We start from the raw sequence: 26900 nt of genomic DNA, 5'->3' as shown, positions 1-26900 counted from the left end.
CAACGCAGTCGCAATCGTCCAGTCGAGCGACCCGATCAAGGTGATCACGGTCCGCACGACCGGTTTCGATCCCGTCGCAGCCGAAGGCGGCAGCGCAGCGGTCGAGAAGATCGAAGCGGCGGCAGACAGCGGCCTCTCGAAGTTCGTGAGCCGTGAAGTGACGAAGCTCGACCGCCCGGAACTCACGAGCGCGAAGATCATCGTCTCGGGCGGCCGGGGTCTGGGCAGCGGCGAGAACTACACGAAGATTCTGGAACCGCTCGCGGACAAGCTCAACGCCGCACTCGGCGCCTCGCGTGCAGCCGTCGACGCCGGCTACGTGCCGAACGACTATCAGGTCGGCCAGACCGGCAAGATCGTCGCGCCGCAACTGTACGTGGCGGTCGGCATCTCGGGTGCGATCCAGCACCTGGCCGGCATGAAGGACTCGAAGGTGATCGTCGCGATCAACAAGGACGAAGAAGCCCCGATCTTCAGCGTGGCCGACTACGGCCTCGTGGGCGACCTGTTCGCCATCGCGCCTGAACTCGTTGGCGAGCTTCAGGCGCAGATATAAGCGACACCGCGCGGTACGCACCGGTCAGGCGCCGCCCCTTGCGCAAGTCGGCGGCAGACAGTCACGGAAATAGTAGTCGCAGGAGAACTCGATGAGCAGCCGGAGCACGTCGTTGCGTCTGCTAGTCGACAAATGGCTGGACCCCGATGACGCACGTAATGCCCGCGGCACGCGCGTCCGGGACGCTCGCGATCATGTTTTTCCGCCACGGCGATGGCCCGTGGTTCGTCTATTCGCCCGAGAGCCGACAGCCGGTCATGGGCGGGTCGGCAACATCGATTGCACGCTGCTTCTTCAGCCCGACGAGCGCCTTCTGAGCACGACCTTTGCCGCAGTGGTGGCGTGGCGGAGAGGCTGACGCCCGGCGATCGTCGCGGATAGCCCGCACGCTGCGCGCCTACGACAAGACCAACGGACGCGAACAACGGACGTTGCGTTCGGCACGTCGGCAGGCGCGACACGCGAAACCGGCAGGGTAAGAAGGCCTATTTCAATAGTTCTAATTTCACTCACCTCGTATTCGCTCGCGCAAGCAACGTTGTGCCGAGATTTCAGGAAAGTCGATGCTAGTGCTCGAATTGCCACATGGTGCGTGCGTTGTGGGGTCGTTCGCCGCGACGTGCTGGAAAGTGTTCAGGCGATGACACTATCGCCACGCGTCGCGACGAAAATTCGGCTGCAATTCGTTGGTCGCGACACAATTTGCCGTGCCGGCACCGCGCCTCGAGCCGCTTATCGTCACGCAACCGACTGTTACCCTCGATAGGAAAAGGTAAGGATTCTCAGGTTTATCTACTGACAGATGTGCTTGAGCGGCGAGGTCAAGTCACAGGGCATGTGGACTAGTCACCGTACTGGTGGATGCTGATTACTCGGTGTTACTGTGGAAAGTCGCGTTTTCGGCTCATCGCAACCACCTTCTCAGCCAGCCAACGATACGGCGCGGGGAAGTTCGCTCGCGCTGTAAACGGCGGTAATCGTGGATAAAGAATTGAGCGACCAGTTGGGCCTACACTCTGAGCGTTCGATTTTCGCGCCTAGCGAAGAAGACGAAACCACTCCAAATTCGCCGCCGCAATCCGGTGGTGACGTTCAACTATGCAGTGCGCGCGATGCTTCGTCTTCCAGAATTATGCTTGCGGCGTGACACGCGGTGGCTGACCGCCGCATTGATACTCGTCGCCAGTAGCTTTGCGTCGCCTGCGCAAGCCGGTTGCCGGCCCACCGGTGAACCCGGTACGCTCGTTCTGCCCCTGTCACCGGAGCGCATCAGCGTCCCGAAAGGCGCGCCCGTGGGCGCACTGTTGGGCTCGGCCCACGCGGCGATCGTGCAAGACATCCCGTATACCTGTAGCAGTCGGAACGAAGTTCGTGAGCTGCGCGTGCTTGCCCCCGTGGATCGCACATCGGGCCTCGACAATGTCTACTCAACTCCAATTTCCGGCATCGGCATGCGCATCACGACGCGTGGCGGCAGCTTCGCCGGAATCGACGACGGGCCGCGCAGCGGCGCGTACACAGTCCGGTTGCCGCCGAACGCAGACCATCTCACCGGCTTTGCAGTCGATGTCGACTTCGTGAAAACGGGCGACGTGCAGGGTGGTCGTCTCGAGCCTGGCAAGCTGGCCAGCGTGTTTGTCGGGAGCTCGGACCTGGTGGACGTCGTGGTGCCCGACGGCGGATTTGCCTTCGACGAGATGCAGTGCACGCCGATTTACATGGGGGGCGAAATCACGACGGGCGTCAGTACGATGGGCGCGTTCACCCAGGAGGCAGTCGTGATCGGCACGGGCTGTAGCGGGTCAGGCGTGAGACTCGCCATCGGCCTCGATCAGGGCTACGTTTATGGATCACATCCATCGCTGGGTGCCAACACAGTAACGGGGCGGCACGCAGCGGCGCACGCGAATGACCTTGCCCCGCACGCCATCGGAATTCCGGGCGTTACGTTGACGTCGGGCAGCAATGGTAGGAGCAGGTCGCTACTCGACGAGTCGCAATCTGGCGTCGTCGGGATGGACCCGCGAGGCTCGAGCGGCGGCTTGTGGTCATCGGGCGATCCGGGCGGCGCAAGTCACACCCGATAGGTGACCGCCGGCCCTTGGCGAACAATAAGAGAGCGATATCGACGATACGAGTGCGGCAAGGCGGCACTGCCGCAAGCATGCCATGCACTTGAATGCGCGCGCGAAGGACTAGCCGTCCACGTGCATCCCGCGTCGTTTCGCCTGCCTGGCAGGCTCTTGCGTAGCTCAGGATCGTCCTGAACAGCACGCGCGACAACCCTGTTCAGCGCACAACCGTGCTTCCGGGCGTCGGCGGCATTCCTTTTCCTAACGCGGACAAACCCGAATGAAGCCTTCGTCGCCCCCACACGTGATTGTCGATGTGCGCCCGATGCTAAGCGAGCAGACCACTGGGATCGGACGCTATACCTCAGAAATCGTACGGGCGATGGATGTGCTGGCCGCCGGACGCCAATTCTCCTATTCCCTACTGGTGCCTCGCAGGCAGGTCGATCTGGCACGCGCCCTACCGTTGCCAAACTGTACGTCTATCGTGCCGCTGCCTGCGTTGACGAATAATCTCGCGCATCAGATTGTTAAGCGGCGCCTGCGGATGTCGCTTGATTTCCTGCTGCCCAAAGGGCACTACTATTTTCCGGCGTTCACTGCGTTACCCATGTACTCGCGCCGATCGGCCACTGTCGTCCATGACCTCGCGCATCTTGACGTGCCCGAATGTGTGGAATCCGGCAACAACAGGTTGCTGGGTTATTCATTGCCACGCGCCATCCGGCAGAGCGGAAAGATCATTGCCGTTTCTGAATATACGAAACAGCGGATCATCCATCATTTCGGCCTGGATCCGGCGGTGGTCCATGTGATCCCGCCCGCGGTTGACAGGCAAGTCTACCGTTACATCGAACCGGGCCTTGCACAACAAACGCGCGAACGTTACGGTGTGTCGTGTACCAACTATCTGCTTGCAGTCGGCACGCTGGAGCCGCGCAAAAATCTGCTCAACCTGATCGATGCTTTTGTTGCCCTGCGACCGGAGATTCGCCGCAATCTTTCACTGGTCCTCATCGGGGCGAATGGATGGGACGACGGCGAGGCTCAGGGGCGTATCGAGCGGGCACGAGAAAGGAAGATTAACATCGTGCGCCCTACGTCATTCGTGAAGGACTGCGATATGGCCGCGTTCTACAGCGCGGCCCGTGCGCTTGCCTTTATTCCACACTATGAAGGCTTCGGCATCCCGCCACTCGAGGCCTACGCGTGTGGCACGCCCGTTCTGGCAAGCCGCGTGGCTTCCGTTCCGGAATCTGCGGGCGGCATTGCTCACTATGTCGACGATCCAACGGACATTGCTGCGATTCGGCGTGGCCTTATGAGCGTCTTGTCGTTGAGCGAACACGAGCGAATGGCACTTACTCCAGCTATGCAAAGTCATCTGGACAAGTTCGCGTGGCTTCACAGCGCGGCGCTGACTGTCAATGCGCTGACCGGAATTACTCTGGCACAGGCCGGCGTATCGACCATTGACTCTCAGCCGTGATCGCCAAAACAGGAAGCGAGGTGCCCAGGGCTGTACCACCCAGCGTTCGCTCCGGGGAACTGGCGATCGTGCGCATCCTCGCAACGTTCTGGAGCTTGAAAGATCGGGATAGTGTTACTCGTAATCTGAAAATCTCGAAATCGGCGAACTGCTGTCCGGCATTGGCGTGTAACCCGGCACGGTTGCCTTAAACTGGTTTAGCAGGCCGTTATCGATTTTCGACAGGCCCTTGAGTTGCAACTGCATCAGCACGCGACTGCCGCTGCTCGGTACCGTTGAACTGGTTTCGTTCGTGTATTTCTCGAACGCAACGCCGAGCGACCAGCAATCCGCGTCGTACTGAAAGCCCACCAGGCCGGCAATAAGGCGGTGCAGATGCATGTCGTAGTTCATTCTGGCGACGCTGGAAAGCCGGCGGCTCAGCGGCCATTGGCCCGAGACGATGAACTGGCTGACCGGCTCGTTGTCCTCGGACGCGTCGGCGCGCGTGTATCTGTACGCCATGTTCACGACTTCGCCAGGCGCGGGCGCCCATGAAAAACCCGTGCTCGTATGGGAGAGGTAAGCGCTCGCCTCGTTGTATTCGATGGCCTGCTCGGCCTTGAATGCGCTGCCGATGTTCAGCGATGCACCGGCGATCACACCCGTGCGGCTTAAGTCCGTGGTGGATTCGTCGGCATCGAGCGTTACGCGCGGCGTGGTGAAGGTGTATTGCTGCGCGAGCACGAAGCGTCCTGCCTCCGAACCCGTTGCGGCGTCGATGAAACGCGTCGTGATCGCAGCAGTGAGGCGGTTGGCGTCGGCAACACGGTCGTTGCCGACAAAGCTGTTGGCAGTGAAGATTTCGGCCAGGCCGAAATCGCTTTCGGCGGTATCGAACAACGGGGCGAAGCTCTGGTTGCGGTACGGCGTGTAGACGTAATAGAGCCGCGGCTCGAGCGTTTGAATATAGGCGTGGCCGAATAGCGTGATGGCGCGCTCAAACGTCATGCCGGAGTCGAGGCTCACCGTTGGCACGTTGACCTGAAAATTGTGCGGCTGTCCGGCCGCTGCATCGCTGCCGAGTGAGGACAGGTCGTAGGCTGCGAAGTGCCACTGCACCTTGGGCGTGATGTACCACGACGGCCGCACGATGGGCAGCGACACGTACGGATTGAATACGAAGCGATTGCCCTGCGCGACGTCGCTGCTCGACATCGTGAAGCGCGAAGCATCTGCTTCTGCGCCGAAGTCGAACCCACCCACGTTATAGCGCGCGTATTGCACGTTCAATTGTGGCTCGCGGTTGTAGACGGTGTCGTTCGAATATGCCTGCCAGTGCTGCTCGCGCAACAGCACCGACCACGGACCATTCGCGTAGCGCAATCCCGCTTCCTGGTCGTAGAGCGTCGTCGATCCCAGCAGAAGCTGGTTTTCTGGGTTCAAGTCGGTGGTGACGCTCGAATCCGAAACCCGGTTGTAATTCACATAGGCGGAGAAGCCCGAACCGATATTCCAGTCGTGCTTGATCGAGAGCGAATAGCGGTCGGTCTTCGTGAGTGCGTCGTGCGGCAGGAGCAGCGCCGAGACTTCGCCGCTGTAGTCGCTGCCCAGATAGCGATAGTCGGCGCTCATCATTTCGCCGCGCCGGCTGATCGTGCGTGGGGTTAGCGTGAGATCGTAGTTCGGCGCGAGATTGAAATAGATCGGTGTCGCCAGATCGAAGCCGCCCGTGGAGCTGAATGAGAACGTTGGCGGCAACAGGCCGCTGCGGCGGTTGTCCGAGAGTGGAAACGACAACCACGGGCTCGCGAATATCGGCAAGCCCTGGAAGAACAGTACCGCGTTGTGCGCAACGCCGGTGTCCGTGCCGCTATCCATTTCGAACTGCGAGGCGCGCAGATACCACGCGGGCTGGCCGCTGCATTGGCAGGTTGAATACGTGCCGTTGTGAATCACTGCGCGTTCGTGGTCGACCAGGTCGGCGCGCTCAGCCGAACCCCATCCGCCGTTCATGACGAAGCGGTAGCGCGGAGTGCTGATATAGCCTTGCTCGGCTTCGACGAGCATATGCGCGTAGGGGCCGAAAAACGTGCTGCCGCTTTCGGTGAGGCTCACATGAGCGTATGCATCTGCGGTGTCCGTATCTTCGGAGTACTGGATGTAGTCGCCTTTCACGGACGACGCATAGCGCCGCAGTTCGGCCTTCCCATGCATCGAAAGGTCGGTGTCGACGGTGCCGGCCATCGACTGGGCGATGGCTGCCGTCGCGGACGCGTCGCCCGACTGCAGCGGATGCTCCTGCAACTGCGGATCGACGCGCAAGGTCCAGTCGTTGCCGAGCGCGGCGGGCTGCGCCGCCGCGCTGGATAGTTGTGCGAGCGCCATGGGCGGAGCGAATCCGGGCGCGACCAGCAACAGGGAAATCAACGGCTTTAAACGAAAGCCGAGCAATGCGTGACGCAGGATCAAGATAGGCGAGAAAAACCGGGAGTTTGCTGATAAATAGGGGACCGCGCGCCTGGGGCGCGGTCGTGCCGCGGGTGTCGTTTCACTGAAGCCTGACCGCGAGAGAAGACGGCGTGGCTTCGTGATGAGCGGCGGTTTCGAGCGCCTGGACGATGCCGGGGATCTGCTCGCACGGCACCATGAAAGACAGGTTCGCAGTTTTGGAGAGCCGAAAGCGGATCACGAGGTGGCGAGTGCCGTCGAGCCGACCGACCTCGCAGCCGCGCGCGTGCATGAGCGCAAACGATGGCGCCTGGCTCTTGTCGATGCGCTGGATCTTTTCCATCGCGTTGGGCAGCGCAACCAGCAGATCGTTGAATATCGAACGGTGCAGCGCCGCCGTAGCGCTGCCGTCGTGAATCAGCAGGAATTCACCGTCCGCGCTCAGGTCGGCCGAACTGATTCGACGTACGATGGCCGTGACGTTTTCAGCCATGCGCGTGCGCTCCGACGTCTCGCACCGCGGTCACACCGGGTGCCGGTGCGATCGACGCGCAAACGCTCGAATGCAAGCACACGTGCGCGGCATTGGCCATGCATGTGGACCACAACGGCGCTGAGCTGGCTTCGAGGACCGCGCGCGAGACACGTTCGCTGAGAAAAGGAAGAGTCGTGGACATGGCGGGTGGGTCGCGTGATTCGATCCCGCCACGATAGATGAAGGCGCGCGTTGTTTGGTTACCGCGCGAGCGCCTCTTCTTAACGCGTATTTCAGAGCAGTGCGCTCTCGAGGCGATAGTCCACACCGTAAATCGAGTGAATCATGTCGTGCTCGGGCCGGATCGACTGGATGTTGCGCCGCAGGTTCTTGATGTGCGAGTCGATCGTACGGTCGACCATTACACGGTGATCGTCGTAGAGCGCGCGCAGAAGAAAGTCGCGGGCGTAAATGCGGCCCGGTCCCGAATGCAGCGGCGAAACCAAACGAAATTCGCCGTTGCTATAGCTTTGGGAGACGACAGGTGAATTCCCGGTCGCCAATTGATACGCGACATCAATCGCTGAACTCTACACAGTCAGTCAACCTGCCGCCGAGTTTCATGCGTGAATATCAACGTCACAGCCGTGACGATACCGAGCGCGGCGAGAAACAACGACACTGGCCAGTAAGCATGAAAGCGTGAGAGGAGTGCAATGGCGATCAGCGGAGAGAGGCCCCCCGCGAAAATCGACGCCACTTCGTGGCCCAATGCAACACCGGAGTAGCGCACCTCGGTGCTGAAGAGTTCGCCGACCAGTGCGGGGAGCGTGCCAATCATCGCGCCGTGGCAAATCGCAGTGCCCGCGATGAGCGCAAGCCAGATGAGCGGAGTGGAATGTGTGTTGAGCAGCCAGAAGAATGGGAATGCCATTGCGACGAGCGAAAGCGCGCCGATCATGTACACGGGTTTGCGCCCGATGCGATCCGAAAGCCTGCCCCATGCGAGCATCGCTCCCATTTCGATAATCATGGCGAGCATGACGCCGGTGAGCATCGTCGAACTCGGGATGCCCGCGAACCTACCGTACACGAGCGAGAACGCGAGGAAGATGTAGGCGCCTCCGTTCTCCGCTACACGCAGGCCCATCGCGATGAGGATCTCTTTCGGGTGACGCTTGATCACTTCGAGAACCGGCATGTGCGAGGTCTTGCCCGCTTGTTCGACAGACGCGAAATCGCGGCTTTCGGGCAGACGGCGGCGGATATATACGCCGAGCGCGAAGATGACGATGCTCGCAAGGAATGGCAGACGCCATCCCCACGTGACGAATTGTTCGCGGGGCAACGCCTGGACTGCCAGAAACGCTGCAGACGAGAGCACAAAGCCAGCGCCCACGCCCAACTGGCTCCATGCCGCGTAATAGCCACGTTTCTCGGGTGGCGCGCTCTCGCTGATCATGAGGACGCCACCGCCCCATTCGCCGCCCGACGCAATGCCCTGAAAAACGCGCAGAACGACGAGCGCAGCGGGCGCCCACATGCCGACCTGGCCATAGCTCGGCAGAAGCCCGATGCCGAAGGTCGCAACGCCCATGATCAGCAGTGTCCACACCAGTGAAGCACGCCGTCCGTAACGATCGCCGATATGCCCGAAGACGATGCCGCCTAGCGGACGCGCGACGAAGCCGACAGCGAACGCCGCGAACGCGCCCAACGTACCAATGAGCGGGTCGGCGTCAGGCGGGAAGAACAGTTGTCCGAATACGAGCGCAGCGGCCGTGCTGTAGACGAAGAAGTCGTACCATTCCATCGCGTTGCCTGCTACTGACGCGATCACGATGCGATTGAGGGAACGGTCCGAATTTGCGCTCGTATGTGTCGCCGAGGCCGGGGAATGTACGGAAGCCATAGGTACTCGCGTTGAGGAATCCAGTGCACGCGTCCGCGAAAGGGCGGTGACGTATGGCAGCCAGTGTCTAGGCACAGGTATCGTGCGTCAAATCAACCGAAATCGGGTGCTGTCATCAGCGCGACGGATATGTGTCAGGCGTCGGGCCGACGGAACATGCCATAGATGGTCTCGCGCAGCCACGCGATTCCCGGATCGGAGGCGAATTGCGTGTGCGAATGTACCTGGATTACGATGGGGGGCAGCGTGAACGGCAGCGGCAGAATGCGAAACGCCTTGCCCCGGTTGAATCGCTGCGCAATGCTTTTCGGAAAGATGACCGCCAGATCCGTGTTCATCACGATCTCCGGCGCGACGACGAAATGCGGCAGCCTGAGGACCACGGAACGCTTGAAATTCAGCTCGTCGAGCCATTGTTCGACCATGCGATGGCCGGTCGCATTGGTGCTCGCGTAAATGTAGCGCAAGCCCATCAGGTCCTCGCGGGTGGGCTTCGTCTTTCGTAGGGGATGCCCCGCGCGCACGACACAGACATGCTCGTCGACGAAGAGCGTTTGCGTCGTGCAGTTGCCATCGAGCCCCGGCACGTAGCCCAACGCGAGATCGATTTCGCCGGCGCGCATGGCCACGCTCACCGATTCGACCGGCAAGTTGGTCACTTCAATACGAATGCCGCGCGTTTCGCGGTCCAGCTTGGCGAGCAGTGGCGGCAGAAAGTAGAACTCCGACATGTCGGACATCGAAATGCGGAAAACGCGCTGCGCCGTGGAGGGTTCGAAGTTCGCGAGCTGCTGAACAGCCTCGTTGATCATCGCGAACGCCTGCGCGAGGGGCGTATAGAGGCGGAACGCGGCATCGGTCGGCACCATGCCGTTCGGAGTGCGCGCGAAGAGCGGGTCGTCAAAGAGCGTGCGAAGCCGGCGCAGTGCGTGACTGACGGCAGACTGCGTGAGTGCAAGCCGCTCTCCTGCCGCAGTCAGGCTGCGCAGATCCCAGATGGCGAGGAATACCCGCAGCAGGTTCAGATCGACGCCGGCGAGGTTCGGCTGACTCATGCGCTGCGTCTCGAGGTGCGCGCGCGTGCTGCGCGCCAGTGGCATCAGGCCGGCCTGGCGCCGCTGTGGTTCGACGACGGTGCGAAAGCCGGTTACGGTGCTGCGAATTTACCGTAAATGCTGCGCATTGGGTAATGCGGAGTTGCCCCGCTATACGGGGGCAATGCCTGGAAATCGCGTCGCATCGCGTCGCGCACTGGCGAAGCGAGCGCTCCCGCGAGGGCGACCGGGTCGTCGAATACGACTTTATTGCGCTGCATGAGTGCGGCGCGCGAGAACGGCAACGCGCTACGGCTCTCTACGTGTGTGTAGAGCTCCAGTTCGCGCAACGCCGGCAGTTGCAGCATCAATGGCGGATGATGCGTCAGATAATGCGCGAGCCACGCATTGAAGTCCTCGGCCGGCCCCTCGTAGCCAACCATGTAGCTGCAGCGTTCCATGCCGTCATGCAAGGCAGTGCGTTGAGGCGGCGCGAACGTTTGCACGGCCATGGTCTGCTGTGAGAACGCGTGTGCATCGGTCGCGAGCGCCACGCCTCGCAGCGCGCGGTCAATCGCGCCATCTGCTACGAGCGCGGCTTCGAGCGTTGCAAGGTCGTTGAAATACCATTGCAGTATGCAAGAGGGTGCCTGCTGGTCCGGGGCGATGCGTGGATCGACTGCCTTTGCGATCGGCAGATGCGCTACCAGCTGGCAAAAGCCATCGATCTCCTTGGTCCCGCGTAGCAATGCATGAACGTCGACAGGCGGCTCAGCGCCGCACGCCCCGGTGAGAAAGAGACAGACTGGCATGCTCACCCCGCCGCGCAGGTAGCGGCCGCACGCGCGAGCCGATGGAACTGCCGCCCGAAATAAATGAGACCCTCGCCTTCTTCTTCGCGCAAGGCAATATGCTCGATACGAACGAAGATCACCGAGTGCGAGCCCACGGACTTGCTTTCGCACACGGTGCCTTCCAGGCTCGCGATGGCGTCGTCGAGCACCGGGACGGCGAGCCGGCCCGGCTGCCACGCGCATTGTGCGAAGCGCTCTTCCATTGAACAGCCGGTCATGCCCGCGAAGAGGCGCGCTAGTTCCTGGCCTCGCGCGCCCAACACGTTGATGCACACCTGCGCGTTGCCATGCAGGATGTCATGCACGTAGCTCGATTGATTGATACAGACGAGCATGGTCGGCGGTGTATCCGTCACGGAACAGACCGCGCTCGCGGTAATGCCGCAGCGCCCCTGCGGACCATCGGTCGTGATCACGTTGACGGCCGCCGCAAGAGAGGCCATCGCATTGCGAAACTGCAGCCGCACATCTTCCTGAGTCATGGTGGTCGAGCCTCTTCGATCAGGGGTAGGGTGTCACGGGCGGGATGCCCACGAACAGCGCCCCGGAAGCGTCGTAGGTCCCTTCGCCGAGGAACGCGTGTTGCGTCACCACGATCGAGTCGCGCACGAGACGCTGGAGGCGACTCTCGCGGTAGATCGCGCCGATGCCCGCCATCTTGTATGCCGCCATCACGACTTCTGCGCAGGTGTGCGCCGCATGCGTCGCGCTCAGGCGCAGGATGTTGGCTTCGGCCGACGTGACGGCATCGCCCGCGAGGATCGTTTGCCACGCCGCTTCCGCGGATTCGAAAAAGAAGGCGCGGGCGCTGCGCAACTGGGCTTCGGCTTGTGCAAGGCCCGAGCGGTAATAGGCCCGGTCGGCGAGACGCGGCGCGCCCGTCGTGGTTTGCGTCACCCCCGACATGCCGGCGAGCAGGTCGAGCGCCGCTCGCGCGAGACCGATGTTCACGGCGGCGTGCACCTGCGCCTGATAGGCGACGGTCGGATAGCGGTAAAGCGGCTCGTCGATCGTGGCTGCGCCGCCGCGAACGAAGGTCCATTGCTCGTCGACGAACTTGTCTTTCAGGCGCAAATCGTGGCTTCCGGTGCCTTGCATGCCCACGACGTTCCAGTTATCGACAATCTCGACCTCGCTGGAAGGAAAGACGGCAGTGAATGGCTTGCCAGCATTCGGATCGCCGGCATTGCCTGGCGCGCCGCCAATGCCGACGCCAATCCAGTCCGCCCCTTTGCAGCCGCTCGCGAACCGCCATTGACCGCTGACCATGAAGCCGCCCGGCACACGGATGCCTTTTTGCAGCGGATAGAGGCCGCCCGCAAAAACCTGATCCGGTCCGGCTGCATAGAGCTTTGCCTGGGTTTCCACGGGCAGAGAGGCGAGGTACGTATTCGCGGAACCGAACGCGGCGACCCATGCGGTTGAGCCGTCTGCAATGGCGATGCGTTCGAGCATGGCGAGGAACTGGTGAGGCGGCAGCGCGTCGCCGCCGAAACGCCGTGGCGTGCCCGCCCGAAAGATGCCGGCGCGTTTCATTTTGCCGACCATGTCGCGCGGGACGTGCGAGAGTGCATCGAAGTCGTCGCGCCGACGCTTGACTTCCTCGATCAGGGCGTCGAGCGAAAGCGGTCCGGCGTACTCCGGATAGTTGTCTTGTGGGCCGGCGATGTGGAAGCTGGCGGAACTGGCCTCGGAGCTAACGGTGTTCAGGGCGTGCATACGGGATACCTTTGGATCAAATTGGAACGAAGCTTGCGTCTCGGGTTGGGAGTGAACCACCTCATTCGGATTCCTGACGAGACTTTTCACGCATGGCTTTGGGAAAGGTTTCTGGTGCGAGGCAGGTCGCGATGACCGTGACCAATCCGAGCGCACCGAGATAGATCGCGACCGGCACTGCGCTGCGGTAGTAGGCGAGCAGGCCCGTCGCGATCATCGGCGAAAGGCCGCCGCCCAGCACCGAGGAAATCTCGCGCCCAATGCCTAGCCCCGAAAAGCGCAGATGCACGGGCAGCAACTCGCTGATGAAGGCCGGCTGCGCGCCTTCGAGAATGCCGAGCGTCAGGCTGTTTGCGAGCAGGAGCGCGGCGATGACCTTCCAGTACTCGCCCGAGCCGAGCAGAGCGAAGTATGGCCACGCAACGAGGACCATGGCGATGGCGCCGAGCAGGTAGACCGGCTTGCGTCCTACCTTGTCGGTAATGTGTCCGGCGACCAGCGAGACCGGAATCATGAGCAGCATCGAGACGGTGAGGCCGCCGAGTATCCACGACGATTTCACGCCCAGAAACTGGCCATAAGCGATCGAGAACGCGAAGAAGATGTACGACGCGCCGCCTTCGCCGAAACGCAGGCCGAAAACCGTCAGCACCTCACGCGGACACTGGCGCAAGACGTCGATGACCGGCGTGCGGCTTGCGTTCCGCGTGGCCTTCACTTCCGCGAATTCGGCACTCTCGCTGACCGAGCGCCGCATCCACAACCCGAGCACGACGAGCGCGGCGCTGGCGAGGAACGGTACGCGCCATCCCCAGTTCTGGAAGTCGGCGGCCGAGAGGTTTTTGGCAAGCAGAAAGGCGGCGGTCGAAAGCACGAAGCCGAGCGCGGCGCCACATGGGCTCCAGGCGGCCAGTGCGCCGCGCTTCGAGGCTGGCGCGCTTTCGTGGATAAGCAGGATGCTGCCGCTCCATTCGCCTCCCGCAGCCAAACCCTGAAGTATGCGCAGCATCACGAGCAGAACGGGCGCCGCTATGCCGATCTGGTGATACGTAGGCAGCACGCCCATCAGCATGGTGGCCGTGCCCATCGTCATGAGCGTGAGCATCATGACTCGTTTGCGGCCGTAGCGATCGCCCAGATGTCCGCAGAGCACACCGCCGATCGGCCTCGCGATAAATCCAACGGTGAAGCCGCCGAATGCCGCGATGGTGCCCGTCAGCGGGTCGCTGCCCACCGGAAAGAACAGCTTGCCGAATACCAGCGCGGCAGCCGTTCCATAGAGAAAAAAGTCGTACCACTCGAGTATCTGGCCGAGTACGGCGGTAGTGACGGCCCTGCGGACTGTGCGCGCCGGACGCGCTGTGCGGTGCGAGGCGAGGGGAGTACTCAGGTCGGAACTGACGGCGTCTGGATTCATGGCTGATCGTGTGCACGAGATTGAAGTTCCGCGCAGCGGCAATGGCAGACGGCGCGGGCGATCACATCGGGTTACATGGCCGAACGATAGGAGCGACGCGATCAGCGGTCAAATTCGAGCCAAAAATGAGGGCTATGAATGCGCTTCATGTTTGTCGAGCCTATTTCTCGAATCGACATGAAATCCATTTGATGGATGAGGGAGGGTATTTATGACTGATTTGACAGACGCGTTTTGCTGCCTAAAAGTCTTTACGAGGCTGCCGCTGTTACGCCACGGCACACGGCCGCGCAAGCCGGTGAAAATTGCGGGCAAAATAGACGAGCCCGTCGCCGTCGCTGCGCAGGCGGATGTGGGTCGCCTTGACGAACATGACCGAGTGAGAGCCGATGTCCTTGAGTTCGACGATTTCCCCCTGCAAGCTCGCGAGCGCATCGCGCAGCACGGGCACGCCATGCTCGCCTTCGTCCCAGAACGGCAGGTCGAAGCGCGCGTCCATGGGCAGTTGCGTGAGGCCTGCGAAATGCTTCGCTAGCAGCTCGTGTTCCCCCGGCAGCACGTTCACGCACACGCGGCCATTGCCTGCGAAGGCGGCATGCATCGCGCTCGAACGGTTCAGGCACACGAGCAGCGTGGGCGGCGTGTCCGTGACGGAACACACGGCGCTCGCCGTGATGCCGCAGCGGCCGAACGGACCCGCTGTCGTAATGACATTCACGGCCGCCGAGAGATGCGCCATAGCCTGGCGAAAGTCCTTGCGGGCGTCGCTCACGGGGAGCGTGTTCGTGCTGGAGGTGTCGGACATGATGGGTGTTTTTCCGTGCAATGACTGAGCCTGTGATTCACAGCGTACGGCAAGCGCCGAGCGAAAAAAACTGTCGTGAATCGCCCGTGCGCTGGCGTCGTTCCCGAGCCGTCTAAAGGTTTCACCAGGTATTGCGGTGAGGAGCGCGCGCGGTCTGGATTCGCCTGAGGGAATTACGGGGTAATGCGCATTTTCAGGGCTTTACTGACTGGTTATGATGGGAAACGCAACTGCAGGAGCGCAAGATCGAAACGAGGCGGCACAGGGCACGTCTCGCAGCGCTCGGCAATGAACAAAAGCGGAGAGAGCAGATGACTTTACCTGCTCCGGTCATTTATATCGTCGACGACGACAACGGTATGCGCACTTCGCTCGCATGGCTGCTGGAATCGGTCGGCGTGAAGTCGGAAGGGTTCGCCAACGCAGCCGATTTTCTGCGTGCGTTCGATCCGGACATCCCCGCATGTCTGGTGCTCGACGTGCGCATGCCGGAGACCAGCGGTTTCGACGTGCAGACAGAGTTGAACCGTCGCGGCGCGACGTTGCCCATCATTTTCGTGAGCGGTCACGGCGACATACCGATGTCCGTGCGCGCGCTGCAAAACGGTGCGATCGACTTCGTCGAAAAGCCGTACAACTCGCAGCAAATGCTCGATCGCGTGCAACGCGCGATGAAGCTCGCCACGCAACGTCACGCGGCCGACCAGAAACGGCGCGATTTGCGCAAGCGTCTGGAATCGCTCACGGGGCGCGAGCGCGAGGTGCTGCGCGGCGTGATCGACGGCAAGGGCAGCAAGCGTATCGCAGCGGAACTGGACATCAGCGTGAAGACGGTGGACGTGCATCGCGCGAGCATCAAGGAGAAGCTGGGCGTGGCGTCGATTGCGACGCTCGTACGCGATGTGATGGCGGTGTGGGATCAGGACGCGCAGACGCACACGCCGTGAGGCGGTGCGCGTTCTGCGGGCGCGCGGTGCGCTCTAACGCATGTAAAGGCCGCCGTTGATGTCCCAGCACGCGCCGTTGGCGAAATACGCGTTGCCCGAAGCGAGCAGCACGGCGGCGTCTGCGATATAGTCGGCGGCGCCCAGGCGCCCCACCGGAATGCTCGCGATCACCTTGTCGAGTTTGTCCGCGGGCACGCTTTCGTGCACGATCGGCAAATCGAGCGGCCCCGGCGAAATGGCGTTGACGGTCACGCCCGAAGCGGCGAGATCGCGCGCGAAGACCTTCGTGAGCGTGATGGCGCCGCCCTTGGCCGCGGCGTAGTGTGCCCCGGTTGCCGAGCCGCCGTTCTGGCCCGCGAGCGAAGCGATATTGACGATGCGCCCTTCGCCCTGACTCGCGAAGTGCTGCCCGAACACCTGGCAGCCGAACAGCACGCTGCGCAAATTGACGTCGATAACCTGATCGAACTGCTCGGCCGTGATCTCCATGACCGGCACGACCCTGGACGCGCCCGCGTTGTTCACGAGCGCGTCGATGCGGCCCCAGCGCGCGACGATGGCATCGCGTGCGCTCACGAAATCTCCTTTGCGTGTGACGTCGAGCCTGAGCGCGAACGCGCTCGACTCATCGGCGCTCAGGCCGCGCGCGGTGGCGGTTGCGGCTTCGACAGCCACGTCGCCGAGGGCAACACGGTATCCGGCCGCATGAAAGCGCGCGGCAATCACGGCGCCGAGGCCGCGCGCCGCGCCTGTAATGAGGACGACTCTGCTGGACATGGGGTTTCCTGTTTATTGAAGTACTTCAGCTTGCAAGCGCGGCTTCGAACGCCGCTGCGACGGCGCAGACCTGTTCGTCGGCGCCGTGCCGGCCGATGATCTGCAGCCCGGCCAACAGCGGCGAACCCTCGACAGGCAACGGCAGGCTCAGCGCCGGATGACCGCTGAGATTGAATGGGCGGATCAGCGACGACATCGCGATCACCGACACACCGTGACGCGCATCGTCGATCGTAATTGGCAATGCGGGAAGCGTCGGCATTACGATGACATCGACGCCGTCGAGCGCGCGATCGACCGCCTCGGTGAAGCTGCGGCGCACGCGCTCCGCCGCCCTCACCTGGTCGGGCGTCGTGGAAGAAGCGGCGCGCAGACGCACTTCGAGATCCGCGCCGAGCTTGCCGCTATCGACGAGATGGCCAAACGCGGCCCACGTTTCGGCGTTGATGATTGCGAGCCCTGCCTGGAAAGCATCGGCGAGGCCCGCAAGTTCGATGGCCTGCGACGAGAACCCTGCGCGTTGCGGCGCATGAGCAACGGCGGAAAGCAGTTCCGCTTGCGCATCGACTCGCGCGATGCCGACCCTGCAAGCTGCTAGTTCTTTTAGTGCGGCTTCCCTGTCGAACGCGGGCGCGATGACGCTCATCGTTTCGATGATCATTCGCACGTCGCGCGCAAATGGACCCACGCAATCGAGCGTCGATTCAGCGGGCGCGACGCCGCGGCGGGAAACGCGTGCGAACGTGGGCTTCAGGCCCACGACGCCGCAACACGCGGCGGGGCCGCGAATCGATCCACCTGTGTCGGTGCCGAGCGCGGCCTCGGCGAGCCCCAGGCCAACGGCGCTCGCGGAGCCGCTGGACGAGCCGCCCGGAATGCGCGCCGGGTCCTGCGGGTTGACAGGCGTACCCGTGTAGTCGTTTATGCCCGTCATGCCGAACGCGAGTTCGTGCATATTGGCCTTGCCCACGATTTTCCAGCCCGCGTCGAGCAGCAACTGCACGACCTGCGCGTGTTCTTGCGCGGGCGCGACGTTGGCGAGGGCGCGGCTTGCGCCCGTCGTGGGCATGCCCGCAATGTCGATGGTGTCCTTGATGGCGATGGTGGGTCCGTCGCCGCCAAGCGTGAAGGCACTGATCAAAGCGCTCATCGATTCGGTCTCCATGTGGGGTCAGGCAGTGGGACGCGGCGACACATGCCACGGCGCATCGAAAAGACGCTCGGTGCGAAAGTGCGCGATAAGCCACGCGGAGGCATCGGGCGAACCGGCGGGCGCAGGCACGAAGTCCACTTCGAGACGTGCGCCGATCAACTCGGCGCGCTTGTCCACATAGCCCGATGCCTGCAACATGATCCAACGGCCCTTCGCGCGCTCCGGCGTCACCATGTCGATGCTCTCGGACGTGAGAAAGTGCACGTTGGTGGCGAAATGCGGCTCCGGCGGCAGATAGCGCGAGAGCATCGCGACGATGGCGTCGCGTCCTTCGATATGGCCGAATTTGCTCGTATATTGCGGACCGATGCCTTCCCACACGGCATCCGCAGTGAACAGGACTCCGAGGGATTCGCCGTCGAGCGCGCCACTCGGTACATCGCACAGCGCCATGTAGCGCGCCATCGTGCGGCGCGCCGCGGCGGCGCCTTCCAGTGCGGCGAGGCGCGCTTCGAGCGCCGCAATCGTGTGTGCAGCGTCAGTATTCATTGCCATGGCTCAGGCGGTAGCGGCTGGCGGCACGACGAGCGCGCGGCCCACGCGCGCTTCGATCTTGCCGTAGCGCCACAGGTTGTACTCGCCCACCGGCGTCGTGCGATACAGATTGCAGACCGACACGGCGGTGTCGAAGTCGGCGACGTCGGCCATGATGTAGAAGGTCCACGGCGCGCCGTCGGACTGGCCGACCACGAGGCGGTCGTCGTCCATGATGCCGAGCACCTTGACGCCGTCCATTGCCTCGACGGCGGCGAGCATCTTGCCGTACGCCTGCCAGATTTCGCCGATCTTCTCGCGCGGCAGGTCGAAGAAGTTTTGCGTCACACCGCAGCAGAACAGCACGCGCAACGGCAGGGTAGCGTTTGTTTCGGACATGAAATGAATTCCTTGTGACAGGTGATGTGTATGGTTACAGATAGCCCGGAATCGGCGGCACGCCGACGAACACCGCGCCTGCGCCGTCGAAATTGCCTTCGCCAAGGAAGGCGTGCTGCGTGACCACCATCGCATCGCGCAGCAAATGCTGCAACGGGTGCGTCTTGTAGATCGCCATCGTGCCGCCGAGACGGTACGCGCGATGCACGACATCGGCGCCTTCACGCGCGATCTGGGTGGCGGAAAGGCGCAGCAGGCTGACCTGCTCGGGTGTTACGGGGTTGCCGGCGAGAATCGATTGCCAGACGCTGTCGGTCGACTCATAGAAGAACGCGCGTGCCGAGCGCAACTGTGCCTCGGCTTTCGCGAGTTCGATGCGATAGTACGCACGGTCTGCGAGTTGCGGCGCGCCGGTCGTCGTGCGGCGGCCGCCCGACATATGGTTGGCCACGTCGAGCGCGGCGCGCGCGAGCCCAAGGTTCACGACCGCGAGGACCTGCGCGGCGTAGGCAACGGTGGGATAGCGATAAAGCGGTTCGTCCACGCAGGGCGCGCCGCCGCGCACGAAGGTCCAGTCGTCGCTAACGATCTGGTCGGTCACGCGCAGATCATGACTGCCGGTGCCCTGCATGCCGACCACGTTCCAGTTCTCGACGATCTCCACCTGTGCGGGGCGGAACACGGCTGTGCGCGGCTTGTTCGGGCCGCTGCCCGCTGCGTCGCCGGTGCTGATGCCCACGCCGAGCCAGTCGGCGCCCTTGCAGCCGCTCGCGAACTTCCACGTGCCGTTCACGCGCCAGCCGCCTTCGACCGCCTGCACGGTCTGCACCGGAAAGAGGCCACCCGCGAATGCCTGATCGGGGCCGCTCGCGTAGATCTGGGCCTGCGTGTCGAGGGGCAGCGCCGCGAGGTAGACGTTGGCCGAACCGAAGCTCGCGACCCATGCAGCGGAACCGTCGGCGACCGCGATTCGCTCGATCATCTCGAGGAATTCGCCGGGCGCGCGCGCGTCGCCGCCGAAGCGCTTCGGCGTACCGGCGCGATAGATGCCCGCGCGCTTGAAAAGGTCGATGACGTCGCGCGGCACGTGCGAGAGCCGCTCGAATTCGTCGCGGCGCGCGGCCACCACGTCGATGACTTCGTCGAGCGAGAGGCTGTCGCCTGGCTGCGCCACGCAGGCCTGTGTACGGTGCTCGCTGTGGGACGCGACGGCGGTCGCAACTGATGCCATGGTGTATCTCCTGAGTTCCTGAGCCGGTGGTGGTGTTGGGGGCGTCGCTTTCGAGGGCGAATGGTCCAGTCTGGAACTCAGTCTAAAAAGGCAAAAAGGGGTCATCAATTGGGACGCCGCACGCATTTTTAAGTAGCGTTCCCCGCGCGCCTAAAGAAATCTTCAGTTTCCCCGCGCAGCGGCCGGATGCTATCGTTTGGGGACCACCTGGCGGGCATGTGGCCCGCTTGGGGTTCGCTTGCGGATCATGACGATGACGTACCCCACCGAAGACGATTTCCGGCGTCTGCTCGACGCCTTGACGATGTGCGTACTGCTGCACGACGCCAGCACCAAGGCCATCGTTTGGGCCAATCGCGCGGCATGCATCGCGCTCGGCTTTTCCGTCGAGGAACTGCTGCCGCTGAAGGCGCGCGACATGACGCGTCCCGAGCCGAAATATGCGCGCGAAATCGCCGTCGCGGCGATGGACCGGTCTATCATCGACGGCCCGCAGGGCTACCAATGGTGCTATCGCTCGCGCACGGGGCAGGACATGCTTTCCGAGGCGATTGCGACTTATGTGCCGCTCAAAGAGCGCGCGGTCGTGATGGTCCAGTTTCGCGACATCAGCGCGGAAGAGGCGATGCGCCAGGCGCTGCGGCGCTACGAAGCGCGGCTGCGCGAATTCATGCAGGACTTGAGCGAAGGCGTGGCGGTGCTCGCGCCCGGCGGCGCGGTCGAGTTCATCAGTGATTCGGGGCGGCGGCTGCTCGGCCTCGCCGCCGAACAGGCGCCGGGCTCGGTGTTCGACTATTGCAGCGAGCGCAACCGCGAACGCCTCGCCGAGCAACTCGACGACGCGCCGCAACAGCACCCGTCCGAGCCGCAGCGCTACCGCATGGTCCGGCGCGACGGTAGCGCGTGCTGGCTGCGCATCACGTGCCGGCGGCTCGTGATAGAAGGCGATCTCGACGGCCTGTTGATTCACTTTCGCGACATCTCCGACGAAATCAGCATCGAGGAAGCACGCCGCACCGAAGCGCGCATGCTCGAATACGCTGGGCGTTACAACGCGATGGGCGAGATGGCCACCGCCATCGCTCACGAGTTGAGCCAGCCGCTCGCGGCCGTGCGCAACTTCATCGAAGGCGCGATACGGCGCCTCGAACAGGGGGGGCCCGTCGAGGATGCGATCTGGGGACTGCGCAGCGCCGACCGCCAGGCGGAGCACGCCGCGCTCATCATCAAGAGCGTGCGCGAATACATCGTGAAACGCGAGCCGACCGAAACGCGCTCGGACCTGCGCGACATTCTCAGCGAAGTCGCTTACTTCATCGAACTGCGCGCGCGCGACGCCGGCGTGCGGGTGCATATCGTGCAGCCCAAGGCGCCGTTGCCCGTGCTGTGCGAACGCGTACTGATCGGGCAAGTGGTCCTCAATCTCGCGTTCAATGCGATCGATGCACTGGCGGCCGTCGATGCCGACCGGCGCGACCTGACACTCGCATGCGCGCAACACGAAGGCAGGGCGCTCGTGAGCGTGACCGACAACGGCCCAGGCGTGCCCGCCGATGCACATGGGCGCCTCTTCGACGGATTCTCTTCGTCGAAGGCGGGCGGAAACGGCATCGGCCTTTCGCTGTGCAAGAACATCGTCACGCGGCATCAGGGCGCGATTTGGGCGCAGCCTGTGCCCAGCGGCGGCCTCGAATGCTGCTTCGCGCTGCCGCTGATTTCGCCGCCCCGCGCGGACGAGCGCGCCCATTAGCGCCCGAGCGAGCGCGCCGTCTTGCCGCCGATGCCGAAGTCGGTGTTCGGGATGTCCTTGATGATGACGCGCGTCGCGTCGAGCGGCGAATCGAGCACGTCGGCGCTGGTCGTTGCGAGCGCATCGATCAGCGCGGCTTTCTGTTCGAGCGTGCGCCCGGCTATCAGTATCGCGACGATCACCGGCAACGAAGGCGGCGCGCCGTCCGCGGCGCGCTTGCCGCCAATGCCGTAGTGCGTGTTGGCCAGTTCGCTCAGGAGAATGCGCACGGATTCCGCAGGCGCGCCGATGGCTTCGACGGTGGCGTCGGTGAGGCGTCCGATCAGCGCCGCCTTGCGTGCTTCCGCGTGGCCCGCCGGCAAATAGACTTCGAGTGTAGGCATGGGGTCGAATGGAAGCAGGGCGCGCGAACATGTCTGCGCGCCCCTGGTTTTAGAGCAGGAAGCCGATCGCGCTCAACGCTTCGGTCGAATCGATCAGACGGATCACCTTCTGCATCAGTTTTGGCTCGCCGCTTGCGAAGCTGACGCGATGCGTGAGGTCCGCGGCGAAGATCGTGTTCGTGCCGCGTTTGTACGCGACGATGATCTGCGCCGACTTCACTTCCACGGTATCGGCAGCATCGCTCGACAGCGTGAAGCGCGAAACCGTGCGAACGGTGCGCGCCGCATCGCTCGCGGAAGCCGAATAGCCCGACGTCATGCGCTGCACGCGCAGTTCGCGCATGTGCTGGTCGTCGTACGCGTAGTTCAGCGTGGCGGCGAAGTCGGTCGTGTTCGGGTCGATCGGCACGACGTAGTGGCCCTGCGGGTCCCACAGCTCGAGCCATGCGCCATATTCGCGCCGGTCCAGCATCTCGGCTTCGCGCCAGATGAACTGCACGGCGCGCGTAAAAGTCTCTTGCGTGTTGAGTACGTTTCGATCGTCCATCATGCCTCCATCATCGCGCGCCACTGCGCATACGCTTCGCGCATGCCGGTTTCGTCGGTGGCGTGTGCGGTCTTTTCTCCGTTCGGTGCCGTCGTTTCGCGGTTCAGGCCGCGGTTCACGAGGATCGGAATGTCGGGGCCGGCGTGGGAACCGCGCTGCACGCGCTCCCAGGCTTCAGCGTCGTCGGGGCTGCCAAAACCGAATGGGCCCTGGAAATGCTCGTGAATGCGCAGCCGCACGCGGTTGGCTTCCTCCGGACCGCCGTCCATGGCGAGCGCGACGTGGCGAATTTCGGTCTCCTCGGCGGAAATCGGGCGCAGCACGCGGAAGAACGCCATCGAAAGCGCGAGGTTAGGGAACAGGTTCAGGTTGAAGCCCACACCCATCAGCGAGCGCACGATGCGGCGCACTTCCTCGGCCGTGTGGCGCTCGCCGAGTTGCGCGGCCAGTTCCTGGAAGCGCTCGGGCAGCGGCGCGCCGTCGTCCTGATCGAGGTCGACGAGTTCGGGCACGAGCACGGCGAGGCTATGGCCGTTGCCGAGCGAGCGGCAGAAGGCTTGATCGCTCGTCATGAAGCTCGTGATCGCGGCGGCCGTTTCGTCGTCGATCGACTTCATCCACGATTTGTGCACGACGGGGAAGTGATAAAGATCCGTCGTGTTTTCGAGCTGGATCTTCCAGTTGCCCTTGAACTTGAACTTGTGCTCGCCGTTGGCCTTTACGGGGTAGCCGGCGCCCTGCTTCATGAAGAGGTCGATCCACGGCTTCGCGCCGCCGAGGAAGTCTTCGAGCGGTTCGATATCCTTGTTGAAGCTCGCGAAGATGAGGCCCTGATAAATGCCCACGCGCAACTTTTCGAGCGGCAGGTCGCTCTTTTCGCACACGCCTTCGTAGCCGTCGCCATAGGGCAGCGCGCGCAGCGTGCCGTCGAGCGCGTAAGACCAGCTATGGTAGGGGCACGTGAAGCCCTTCGCGTTGCCCTTGTGCTCTTCGCACACGGTGGCTCCTCGGTGACGGCAGCGGTTTTGCAGCACATTCACGGCGCCCGTCTTGTCGCGCACGACGATAACGGGCTGCCGGCCGATGGTCGTGGTGCGGAAGTCGCCCGGATTGGGCAGTTCGCTTTCGTGCGCGACCCAGATCCACGTTTTATAGAAAATGCGTTCGAGTTCCGCTTCGAACAGCGCCGGATCGTAGTACAGCGAAGGCGCGATGCGGTCCGTCTCTACGCGGCCGCGCAGCGTACTCGTGTCGATGGTCTGCCAGGTATCGCTCATGATGTCGGAGTATCGGGGGTGGTTGATTGCAGGGCGTTTAGGGCCTGCGCGTTGAGTAAAAGTCTCGTCGGTGATGCTCTATACGTCAAATCGATCTAAAATCGGACGTCACATAAATCCGGCTGATAAAACCATGCCTTCTCTCGATCACGTCGATCTCAATCTGTTGCGGGTGTTTCAGGCCATCGTCGAGGAGCGCAACCTGACGAAGGCGGGCGAACGGCTCGCCCTCTCGCAGCCCGCTATCAGCTATTCGCTCTCGCGCCTGCGCTCGCTGTTCGACGATCCGCTCTTCATCCGCACGCGCGCGGGCATGCAGCCCACGCCGGTGGCGCTGGAGCTGGCGACGATCGTGGGCCGGGCACTCGACACCGTGCGCGAGGCGCTGCGTTACGCCGAGCGCTTCGATCCGGCGGTGAGTACGCGCACGTTCAGGCTCTCGCTTTCGGATGCGGGGGAAATGGCCTACTTGCCCTCGATTTGCGAGGCGCTTCATCGCGAAGCGCCGCAAATCAAGGTATGTGTCGAGCCGCTGCCGGTGGACGAGATCGAGGATGCGTTGCGCGCGAGCCGCCTCGATTTCGCGATCGGCAATCTGCCCGAGCTGACCGCGCGCACGCGCCATCAACTGCTGTTCGAGGAGACCTATGTCTGCATGACGCGACGCCGCCGTGGTTTGCCGCGCGGCGAGAAGCTGAGCCTCGCGCAGTTCGTCGAGGCCTCGCATGTGCAGGTGCGTTCGGTCGAGCACAGCCATCACGCGCTGGACGACGCGCTTCGTTCACAGGGCGTGGGCAGAAATATCGCGCTTGAATTACCGCACTTTGTTGCGCTGCCGGGCGTCCTGGCCGTGACCGATCTCTATGCGACGCTGCCGCGCCGGCTTGCGCACATCTTCAATGCGGACGGGCGCTTTCAGATCTATGAACTGCCGGTGGCGATGCCCGTTGCTGCCGTGACGATGCACTGGCATGAGCACTTTCACGAGGACGAGGGCATTGCGTGGATGCGCGAACTCATTCAGGGCATCATGGAGCGGTTCGACGCCGGGACGCCCTGATTGGCGTGGAATGGGTCAAGCTCGTGCTCAAAGGTCGAGCACGAGAACCGGCGAGCGCGAGCGGGAAATGCAGCAGCAGATGACCTTGTTGCTCGCTCGCTCGGCCTTGCTCAGGCAATGGTCACGATGCTCCGGCTCGCCCGTCACCACATCGATCATGCAGGTGCCGCACACGCCTTCGCCGCATGAAGTATCGACCTCGATACCGATCTTTGCGAGCGCCTCGACAATCGAGGTGTTCTTCTCGACGCGCACGATCTGCCCTGTGCTGGCCACCTGCACGTCGAACGTATCGAGCGCCGCGCCGCTCTCGGGCGCGACGGGTTCCGCCGCGAAGCGTTCGAGATGGATCGCATCTTCGGGCAGGTGCTTTTCGGCTGCAACGACCACGCGGTCCATGAACGCGGAAGGCCCGCAGGTGTAGACATGTGCGCCTGTGCCGACGTGGGCAAGACACGAAGCGAGCGCGTCGTCCAGCGCATCGGGCTCCACGCCGAAATGCAGCTTCACATAGTCCGCGAACGGCGCGCGCGCGAGCAGCGGCAGAAACGCCGCGTGTTCCTCGCTGCGGGCGAAGTAGTGCAATTCGAACGGCGCGCCAAGTTTGACGAGGCGATACGCCATCGAAAGCAGCGGCGTGATGCCGATGCCCGCGCCAACGAGCACGTGGCGCTGCGCCTCGGGTGCGAGCTGGAACAGATTGCGCGGCGCACCGACCGAAAGCTCGGTGCCAACCGTCACGTCGTCGTGCAGCGAGCGGGAGCCGCCGCGCGACGCGCTCTCGCGCTTCACGGCGAAGAGTTGCGCGTCGCGCTGGTCGGGGTCGCCGCAAAGCGAGTACTGGCGCGTGACGCCGGACGGGGCCGTGACGTCGATATGCGCGCCCGGTTCGTAGGTGTCGAACGGTTGGCCGTCGAGCCGCGTAATGCTGAACGAGCGAATACCGTGTGCTTCGTCGCGCAACGCGTCGACGCGAACCTTGAATGAGCTGGCTTGCATGATGAGGCCCGATCGCCGATATGGCTGGATGCTATGACTGAATGGAACGCTCGCGCCGCACACAGTGTCATGCGCGCGAGGGATTGAAGCGAGCATACGGTGGCCCTGTCGATCGGGCAAATCGATAAAAAATCGCCTCCCGCATAAACGCCGTTGATAATACGGCGGAGGGAGGCGCGTTCTCGCGTCAGGCGCGCGTGGTGCTGAGCGCCGCCGCCGCGCCTTGGGCGTCCCTCGTGACGTCTGCGCCCTGCGATTCCTCGCGCTCGAGGCTCAGACGGAACTGGCGGCAGCCGAAGCCCAGCAGCACGGTCGCGAGCAGCGCCGCGACAAGGCTTACGATCGACATCGAATTGCCGACGGCGAGGGGCGAGCCGAACACCTTGTCGGTCAGGAGCGCGACGAGCGTCGTGCCGATGCCGAGTCCGATCAGGTTCGACACGAGCAGGAACACGGCCGAGATCTGTGCGCGCATCTGGTTGGGCGCGAGCGTTTGCATCGCGGCCGTCGAGGTCAGCATCGCCTTCGAAGGATTGAGCGTGACGCTCATCGACTTCAAGGAACGAGCCGAGGCCGCGCTGGCGGGCAGCGAGGTGGTGTTCGAGCCAGTGCCCGACGTCATGGCGGCCAAGGAGGCGGCATTTTCCTGGCATGAAATCCATCCCATGGATGATAGGCGCCATATATGATTGATTTGACAGATATGGCGCCGGTCTTAAACTTGTGGACTGAATCTACGTAGACCACCCCACAGAATTCCAGAGGCGCTTACCGCTCTGCGAAATGTATTTAGTACGACATCCTAATGAATAGAGCGACGATCGAACGCATCGAAACCCGCCTCGTCGATCTGCCGACGATTCGCCCTCACAAGCTGTCCGTCGCCACGATGTACGGGCAAACCCTGATGCTGGTGAAGGTGTACTGCAGCGACGGCGTAACCGGCATCGGTGAAGGTACGACGATTGCCGGCATGGCCTACGGTCCCGAAAGCCCGGAAGCGATGAAGCTGGCGATCGACGCCTACTTCGCCCCGGCGATGATCGGCCAGGACGCCACGCGTATCCAGGCGCTCATGGC

27 protein-coding genes and 2 pseudogenes are annotated in these 26900 nt (G+C 63.1%); 9 read left to right on the top strand and 20 right to left on the bottom strand.

Annotated features, from left to right (window positions below; genetic code table 11):
* From A3CW_RS0141780 to A3CW_RS50515, 4 genes are all read left to right on the top strand, one after another.
* On the top strand, positions 1 to 556 hold a 556-nt coding region (locus tag A3CW_RS0141780; protein ID WP_028208829.1), incomplete at its 5' end, for an electron transfer flavoprotein subunit alpha/FixB family protein.
* A gap of 146 nt (positions 557 to 702) precedes the next feature.
* Entirely contained in the window at positions 703 to 873 is a 171-nt protein-coding gene (locus A3CW_RS52870) for a hypothetical protein (protein WP_154678205.1), read from the top strand.
* Between the two features lie 795 nt (positions 874 to 1668).
* Positions 1669 to 2643 carry a hypothetical protein gene (locus A3CW_RS0141770; RefSeq protein WP_407669821.1) on the top strand — a complete coding sequence of 325 codons (975 nt, stop codon included), beginning with the start codon at positions 1669 to 1671 and terminating at the stop codon, positions 2641 to 2643.
* Between the two features lie 265 nt (positions 2644 to 2908).
* A complete protein-coding gene (locus tag A3CW_RS50515; RefSeq protein WP_081772072.1) occupies positions 2909 to 4117 on the top strand; it encodes a glycosyltransferase family 4 protein in 1209 nt (402 codons plus the stop codon).
* A 114-nt stretch (positions 4118 to 4231) separates the two neighbouring features.
* Here A3CW_RS50515 and A3CW_RS0141760 read toward each other — a convergent pair whose 3' ends face one another.
* From A3CW_RS0141760 to hpaC (A3CW_RS0141715), 10 genes are all read right to left on the bottom strand, one after another.
* Positions 4232 to 6484: an LPS-assembly protein LptD gene (locus A3CW_RS0141760; RefSeq protein WP_035515570.1), complete on the bottom strand. Its 2253-nt coding sequence runs from the start codon at positions 6482 to 6484 to the stop codon at positions 4232 to 4234.
* Positions 6485 to 6647: 163 nt separating this feature from the next.
* The gene (locus A3CW_RS0141755) at positions 6648 to 7040 is read right to left on the bottom strand and encodes a hypothetical protein (RefSeq protein WP_028208825.1); all 393 of its coding nucleotides are present in this window, start codon (positions 7038 to 7040) and stop codon (positions 6648 to 6650) included.
* Between the two features lie 275 nt (positions 7041 to 7315).
* Positions 7316 to 7585, bottom strand: coding sequence for a winged helix-turn-helix domain-containing protein (locus tag A3CW_RS0141750; protein WP_281175180.1), 270 nt, complete (start codon positions 7583 to 7585; stop codon positions 7316 to 7318).
* Positions 7586 to 7620: 35 nt separating this feature from the next.
* The gene (locus A3CW_RS0141745) at positions 7621 to 8934 is read right to left on the bottom strand and encodes an MFS transporter (RefSeq protein WP_028208823.1); all 1314 of its coding nucleotides are present in this window, start codon (positions 8932 to 8934) and stop codon (positions 7621 to 7623) included.
* A 134-nt stretch (positions 8935 to 9068) separates the two neighbouring features.
* Positions 9069 to 9989, bottom strand: a complete 921-nt coding sequence (locus A3CW_RS0141740; RefSeq protein ID WP_028208822.1) for a LysR family transcriptional regulator — start codon at positions 9987 to 9989, stop codon at positions 9069 to 9071.
* A gap of 92 nt (positions 9990 to 10081) precedes the next feature.
* On the bottom strand, positions 10082 to 10780 hold the full coding sequence (locus A3CW_RS0141735) for an EthD domain-containing protein (protein ID WP_035515567.1): 699 nt from the start codon (positions 10778 to 10780) through the stop codon (positions 10082 to 10084).
* 2 nt (positions 10781 to 10782) lie between these two features.
* Positions 10783 to 11304, bottom strand: coding sequence for a 4-hydroxyphenylacetate 3-monooxygenase, reductase component (gene hpaC, locus A3CW_RS0141730; RefSeq protein WP_028208820.1), 522 nt, complete (start codon positions 11302 to 11304; stop codon positions 10783 to 10785).
* A gap of 19 nt (positions 11305 to 11323) precedes the next feature.
* A complete protein-coding gene (locus A3CW_RS0141725) occupies positions 11324 to 12541 on the bottom strand; it encodes an acyl-CoA dehydrogenase family protein (protein ID WP_028208819.1) in 1218 nt (405 codons plus the stop codon).
* Positions 12542 to 12602: 61 nt separating this feature from the next.
* The gene (locus tag A3CW_RS0141720) at positions 12603 to 13958 is read right to left on the bottom strand and encodes an MFS transporter (RefSeq protein WP_028208818.1); all 1356 of its coding nucleotides are present in this window, start codon (positions 13956 to 13958) and stop codon (positions 12603 to 12605) included.
* A 268-nt stretch (positions 13959 to 14226) separates the two neighbouring features.
* Positions 14227 to 14763 (bottom strand): 4-hydroxyphenylacetate 3-monooxygenase, reductase component, encoded by a 537-nt coding sequence (gene hpaC / locus A3CW_RS0141715; RefSeq protein ID WP_028208817.1) that lies wholly within the window; start codon positions 14761 to 14763, stop codon positions 14227 to 14229.
* Between the two features lie 311 nt (positions 14764 to 15074).
* Between hpaC (A3CW_RS0141715) and A3CW_RS0141710 the strand changes: the two genes are divergently transcribed.
* On the top strand, positions 15075 to 15710 hold the full coding sequence (locus A3CW_RS0141710; protein ID WP_028208816.1) for a response regulator transcription factor: 636 nt from the start codon (positions 15075 to 15077) through the stop codon (positions 15708 to 15710).
* Positions 15711 to 15743: 33 nt separating this feature from the next.
* On the opposite strand, the gene A3CW_RS0141705 is transcribed toward A3CW_RS0141710, so the two are convergent.
* From A3CW_RS0141705 to A3CW_RS0141685, 5 genes are read right to left on the bottom strand one after another with little or no spacing between them, the layout of a single operon-like run.
* Complete coding sequence (locus tag A3CW_RS0141705) at positions 15744 to 16487, bottom strand: SDR family NAD(P)-dependent oxidoreductase (protein WP_028208815.1); 744 nt, start codon at positions 16485 to 16487, stop codon at positions 15744 to 15746.
* Positions 16488 to 16512: 25 nt separating this feature from the next.
* Positions 16513 to 17637, bottom strand: coding sequence for an amidase (locus A3CW_RS0141700; RefSeq protein WP_028208814.1), 1125 nt, complete (start codon positions 17635 to 17637; stop codon positions 16513 to 16515).
* A 21-nt stretch (positions 17638 to 17658) separates the two neighbouring features.
* Positions 17659 to 18189: a nuclear transport factor 2 family protein gene (locus A3CW_RS0141695; protein WP_407669820.1), complete on the bottom strand. Its 531-nt coding sequence runs from the start codon at positions 18187 to 18189 to the stop codon at positions 17659 to 17661.
* Positions 18190 to 18198: 9 nt separating this feature from the next.
* The gene (locus A3CW_RS0141690; protein ID WP_028208812.1) at positions 18199 to 18573 is read right to left on the bottom strand and encodes a hypothetical protein; all 375 of its coding nucleotides are present in this window, start codon (positions 18571 to 18573) and stop codon (positions 18199 to 18201) included.
* A 34-nt stretch (positions 18574 to 18607) separates the two neighbouring features.
* Positions 18608 to 19804, bottom strand: coding sequence for an acyl-CoA dehydrogenase family protein (locus tag A3CW_RS0141685; RefSeq protein WP_028208811.1), 1197 nt, complete (start codon positions 19802 to 19804; stop codon positions 18608 to 18610).
* Between the two features lie 253 nt (positions 19805 to 20057).
* Between A3CW_RS0141685 and A3CW_RS0141680 the strand changes: the two genes are divergently transcribed.
* A complete protein-coding gene (locus tag A3CW_RS0141680) occupies positions 20058 to 21554 on the top strand; it encodes an ATP-binding protein (RefSeq protein WP_028208810.1) in 1497 nt (498 codons plus the stop codon).
* On the opposite strand, the gene A3CW_RS0141675 is transcribed toward A3CW_RS0141680, so the two are convergent.
* Genes A3CW_RS0141675 through A3CW_RS0141665 form a run of 3 tightly spaced genes read right to left on the bottom strand, consistent with a single transcriptional unit; the run spans position 21551 to position 23761 of the window.
* The gene (locus A3CW_RS0141675; RefSeq protein WP_028208809.1) at positions 21551 to 21937 is read right to left on the bottom strand and encodes a tautomerase family protein; all 387 of its coding nucleotides are present in this window, start codon (positions 21935 to 21937) and stop codon (positions 21551 to 21553) included. The genes A3CW_RS0141680 and A3CW_RS0141675 overlap by 4 nt on opposite strands.
* Positions 21938 to 21986: 49 nt before the next feature.
* Positions 21987 to 22487: an aromatic-ring-hydroxylating dioxygenase subunit beta gene (locus A3CW_RS0141670; RefSeq protein WP_028208808.1), complete on the bottom strand. Its 501-nt coding sequence runs from the start codon at positions 22485 to 22487 to the stop codon at positions 21987 to 21989.
* Entirely contained in the window at positions 22484 to 23761 is a 1278-nt protein-coding gene (locus A3CW_RS0141665; RefSeq protein WP_028208807.1) for an aromatic ring-hydroxylating oxygenase subunit alpha, read from the bottom strand. The genes A3CW_RS0141670 and A3CW_RS0141665 overlap by 4 nt, the downstream gene beginning before the upstream one ends.
* A gap of 133 nt (positions 23762 to 23894) precedes the next feature.
* Here A3CW_RS0141665 and A3CW_RS0141660 point away from each other — a divergent pair, with 133 nt between their 5' ends.
* Entirely contained in the window at positions 23895 to 24821 is a 927-nt protein-coding gene (locus tag A3CW_RS0141660) for a LysR family transcriptional regulator (protein ID WP_028208806.1), read from the top strand.
* A gap of 27 nt (positions 24822 to 24848) precedes the next feature.
* Here the strand turns inward: A3CW_RS0141660 and A3CW_RS0141655 are convergent, their stop codons facing one another.
* Together A3CW_RS0141655 and A3CW_RS0141650 are read right to left on the bottom strand one after the other, a co-directional pair.
* Positions 24849 to 25820 carry a PDR/VanB family oxidoreductase gene (locus tag A3CW_RS0141655; RefSeq protein WP_028208805.1) on the bottom strand — a complete coding sequence of 324 codons (972 nt, stop codon included), beginning with the start codon at positions 25818 to 25820 and terminating at the stop codon, positions 24849 to 24851.
* 187 nt (positions 25821 to 26007) lie between these two features.
* Positions 26008 to 26340: pseudogene (locus tag A3CW_RS0141650) on the bottom strand (spinster family MFS transporter); the annotation flags it as partial.
* 19 nt (positions 26341 to 26359) lie between these two features.
* On the opposite strand from A3CW_RS0141650, the gene A3CW_RS52865 reads away from it, so the two are divergent.
* Together A3CW_RS52865 and A3CW_RS49465 are read left to right on the top strand one after the other, a co-directional pair.
* On the top strand, positions 26360 to 26509 hold the full coding sequence (locus A3CW_RS52865; protein ID WP_154678204.1) for a hypothetical protein: 150 nt from the start codon (positions 26360 to 26362) through the stop codon (positions 26507 to 26509).
* 116 nt (positions 26510 to 26625) lie between these two features.
* Positions 26626 to 26900: pseudogene (locus A3CW_RS49465) on the top strand (muconate cycloisomerase); the annotation flags it as partial.

It is taken from the genome of Paraburkholderia nodosa DSM 21604, from assembly GCF_000519185.1.
GTDB lineage: Bacteria > Pseudomonadota > Gammaproteobacteria > Burkholderiales > Burkholderiaceae > Paraburkholderia > Paraburkholderia nodosa.
Note: the sequence above shows the minus strand (reverse complement) of the source record. Positions and strands in the feature narration are given on the sequence as shown.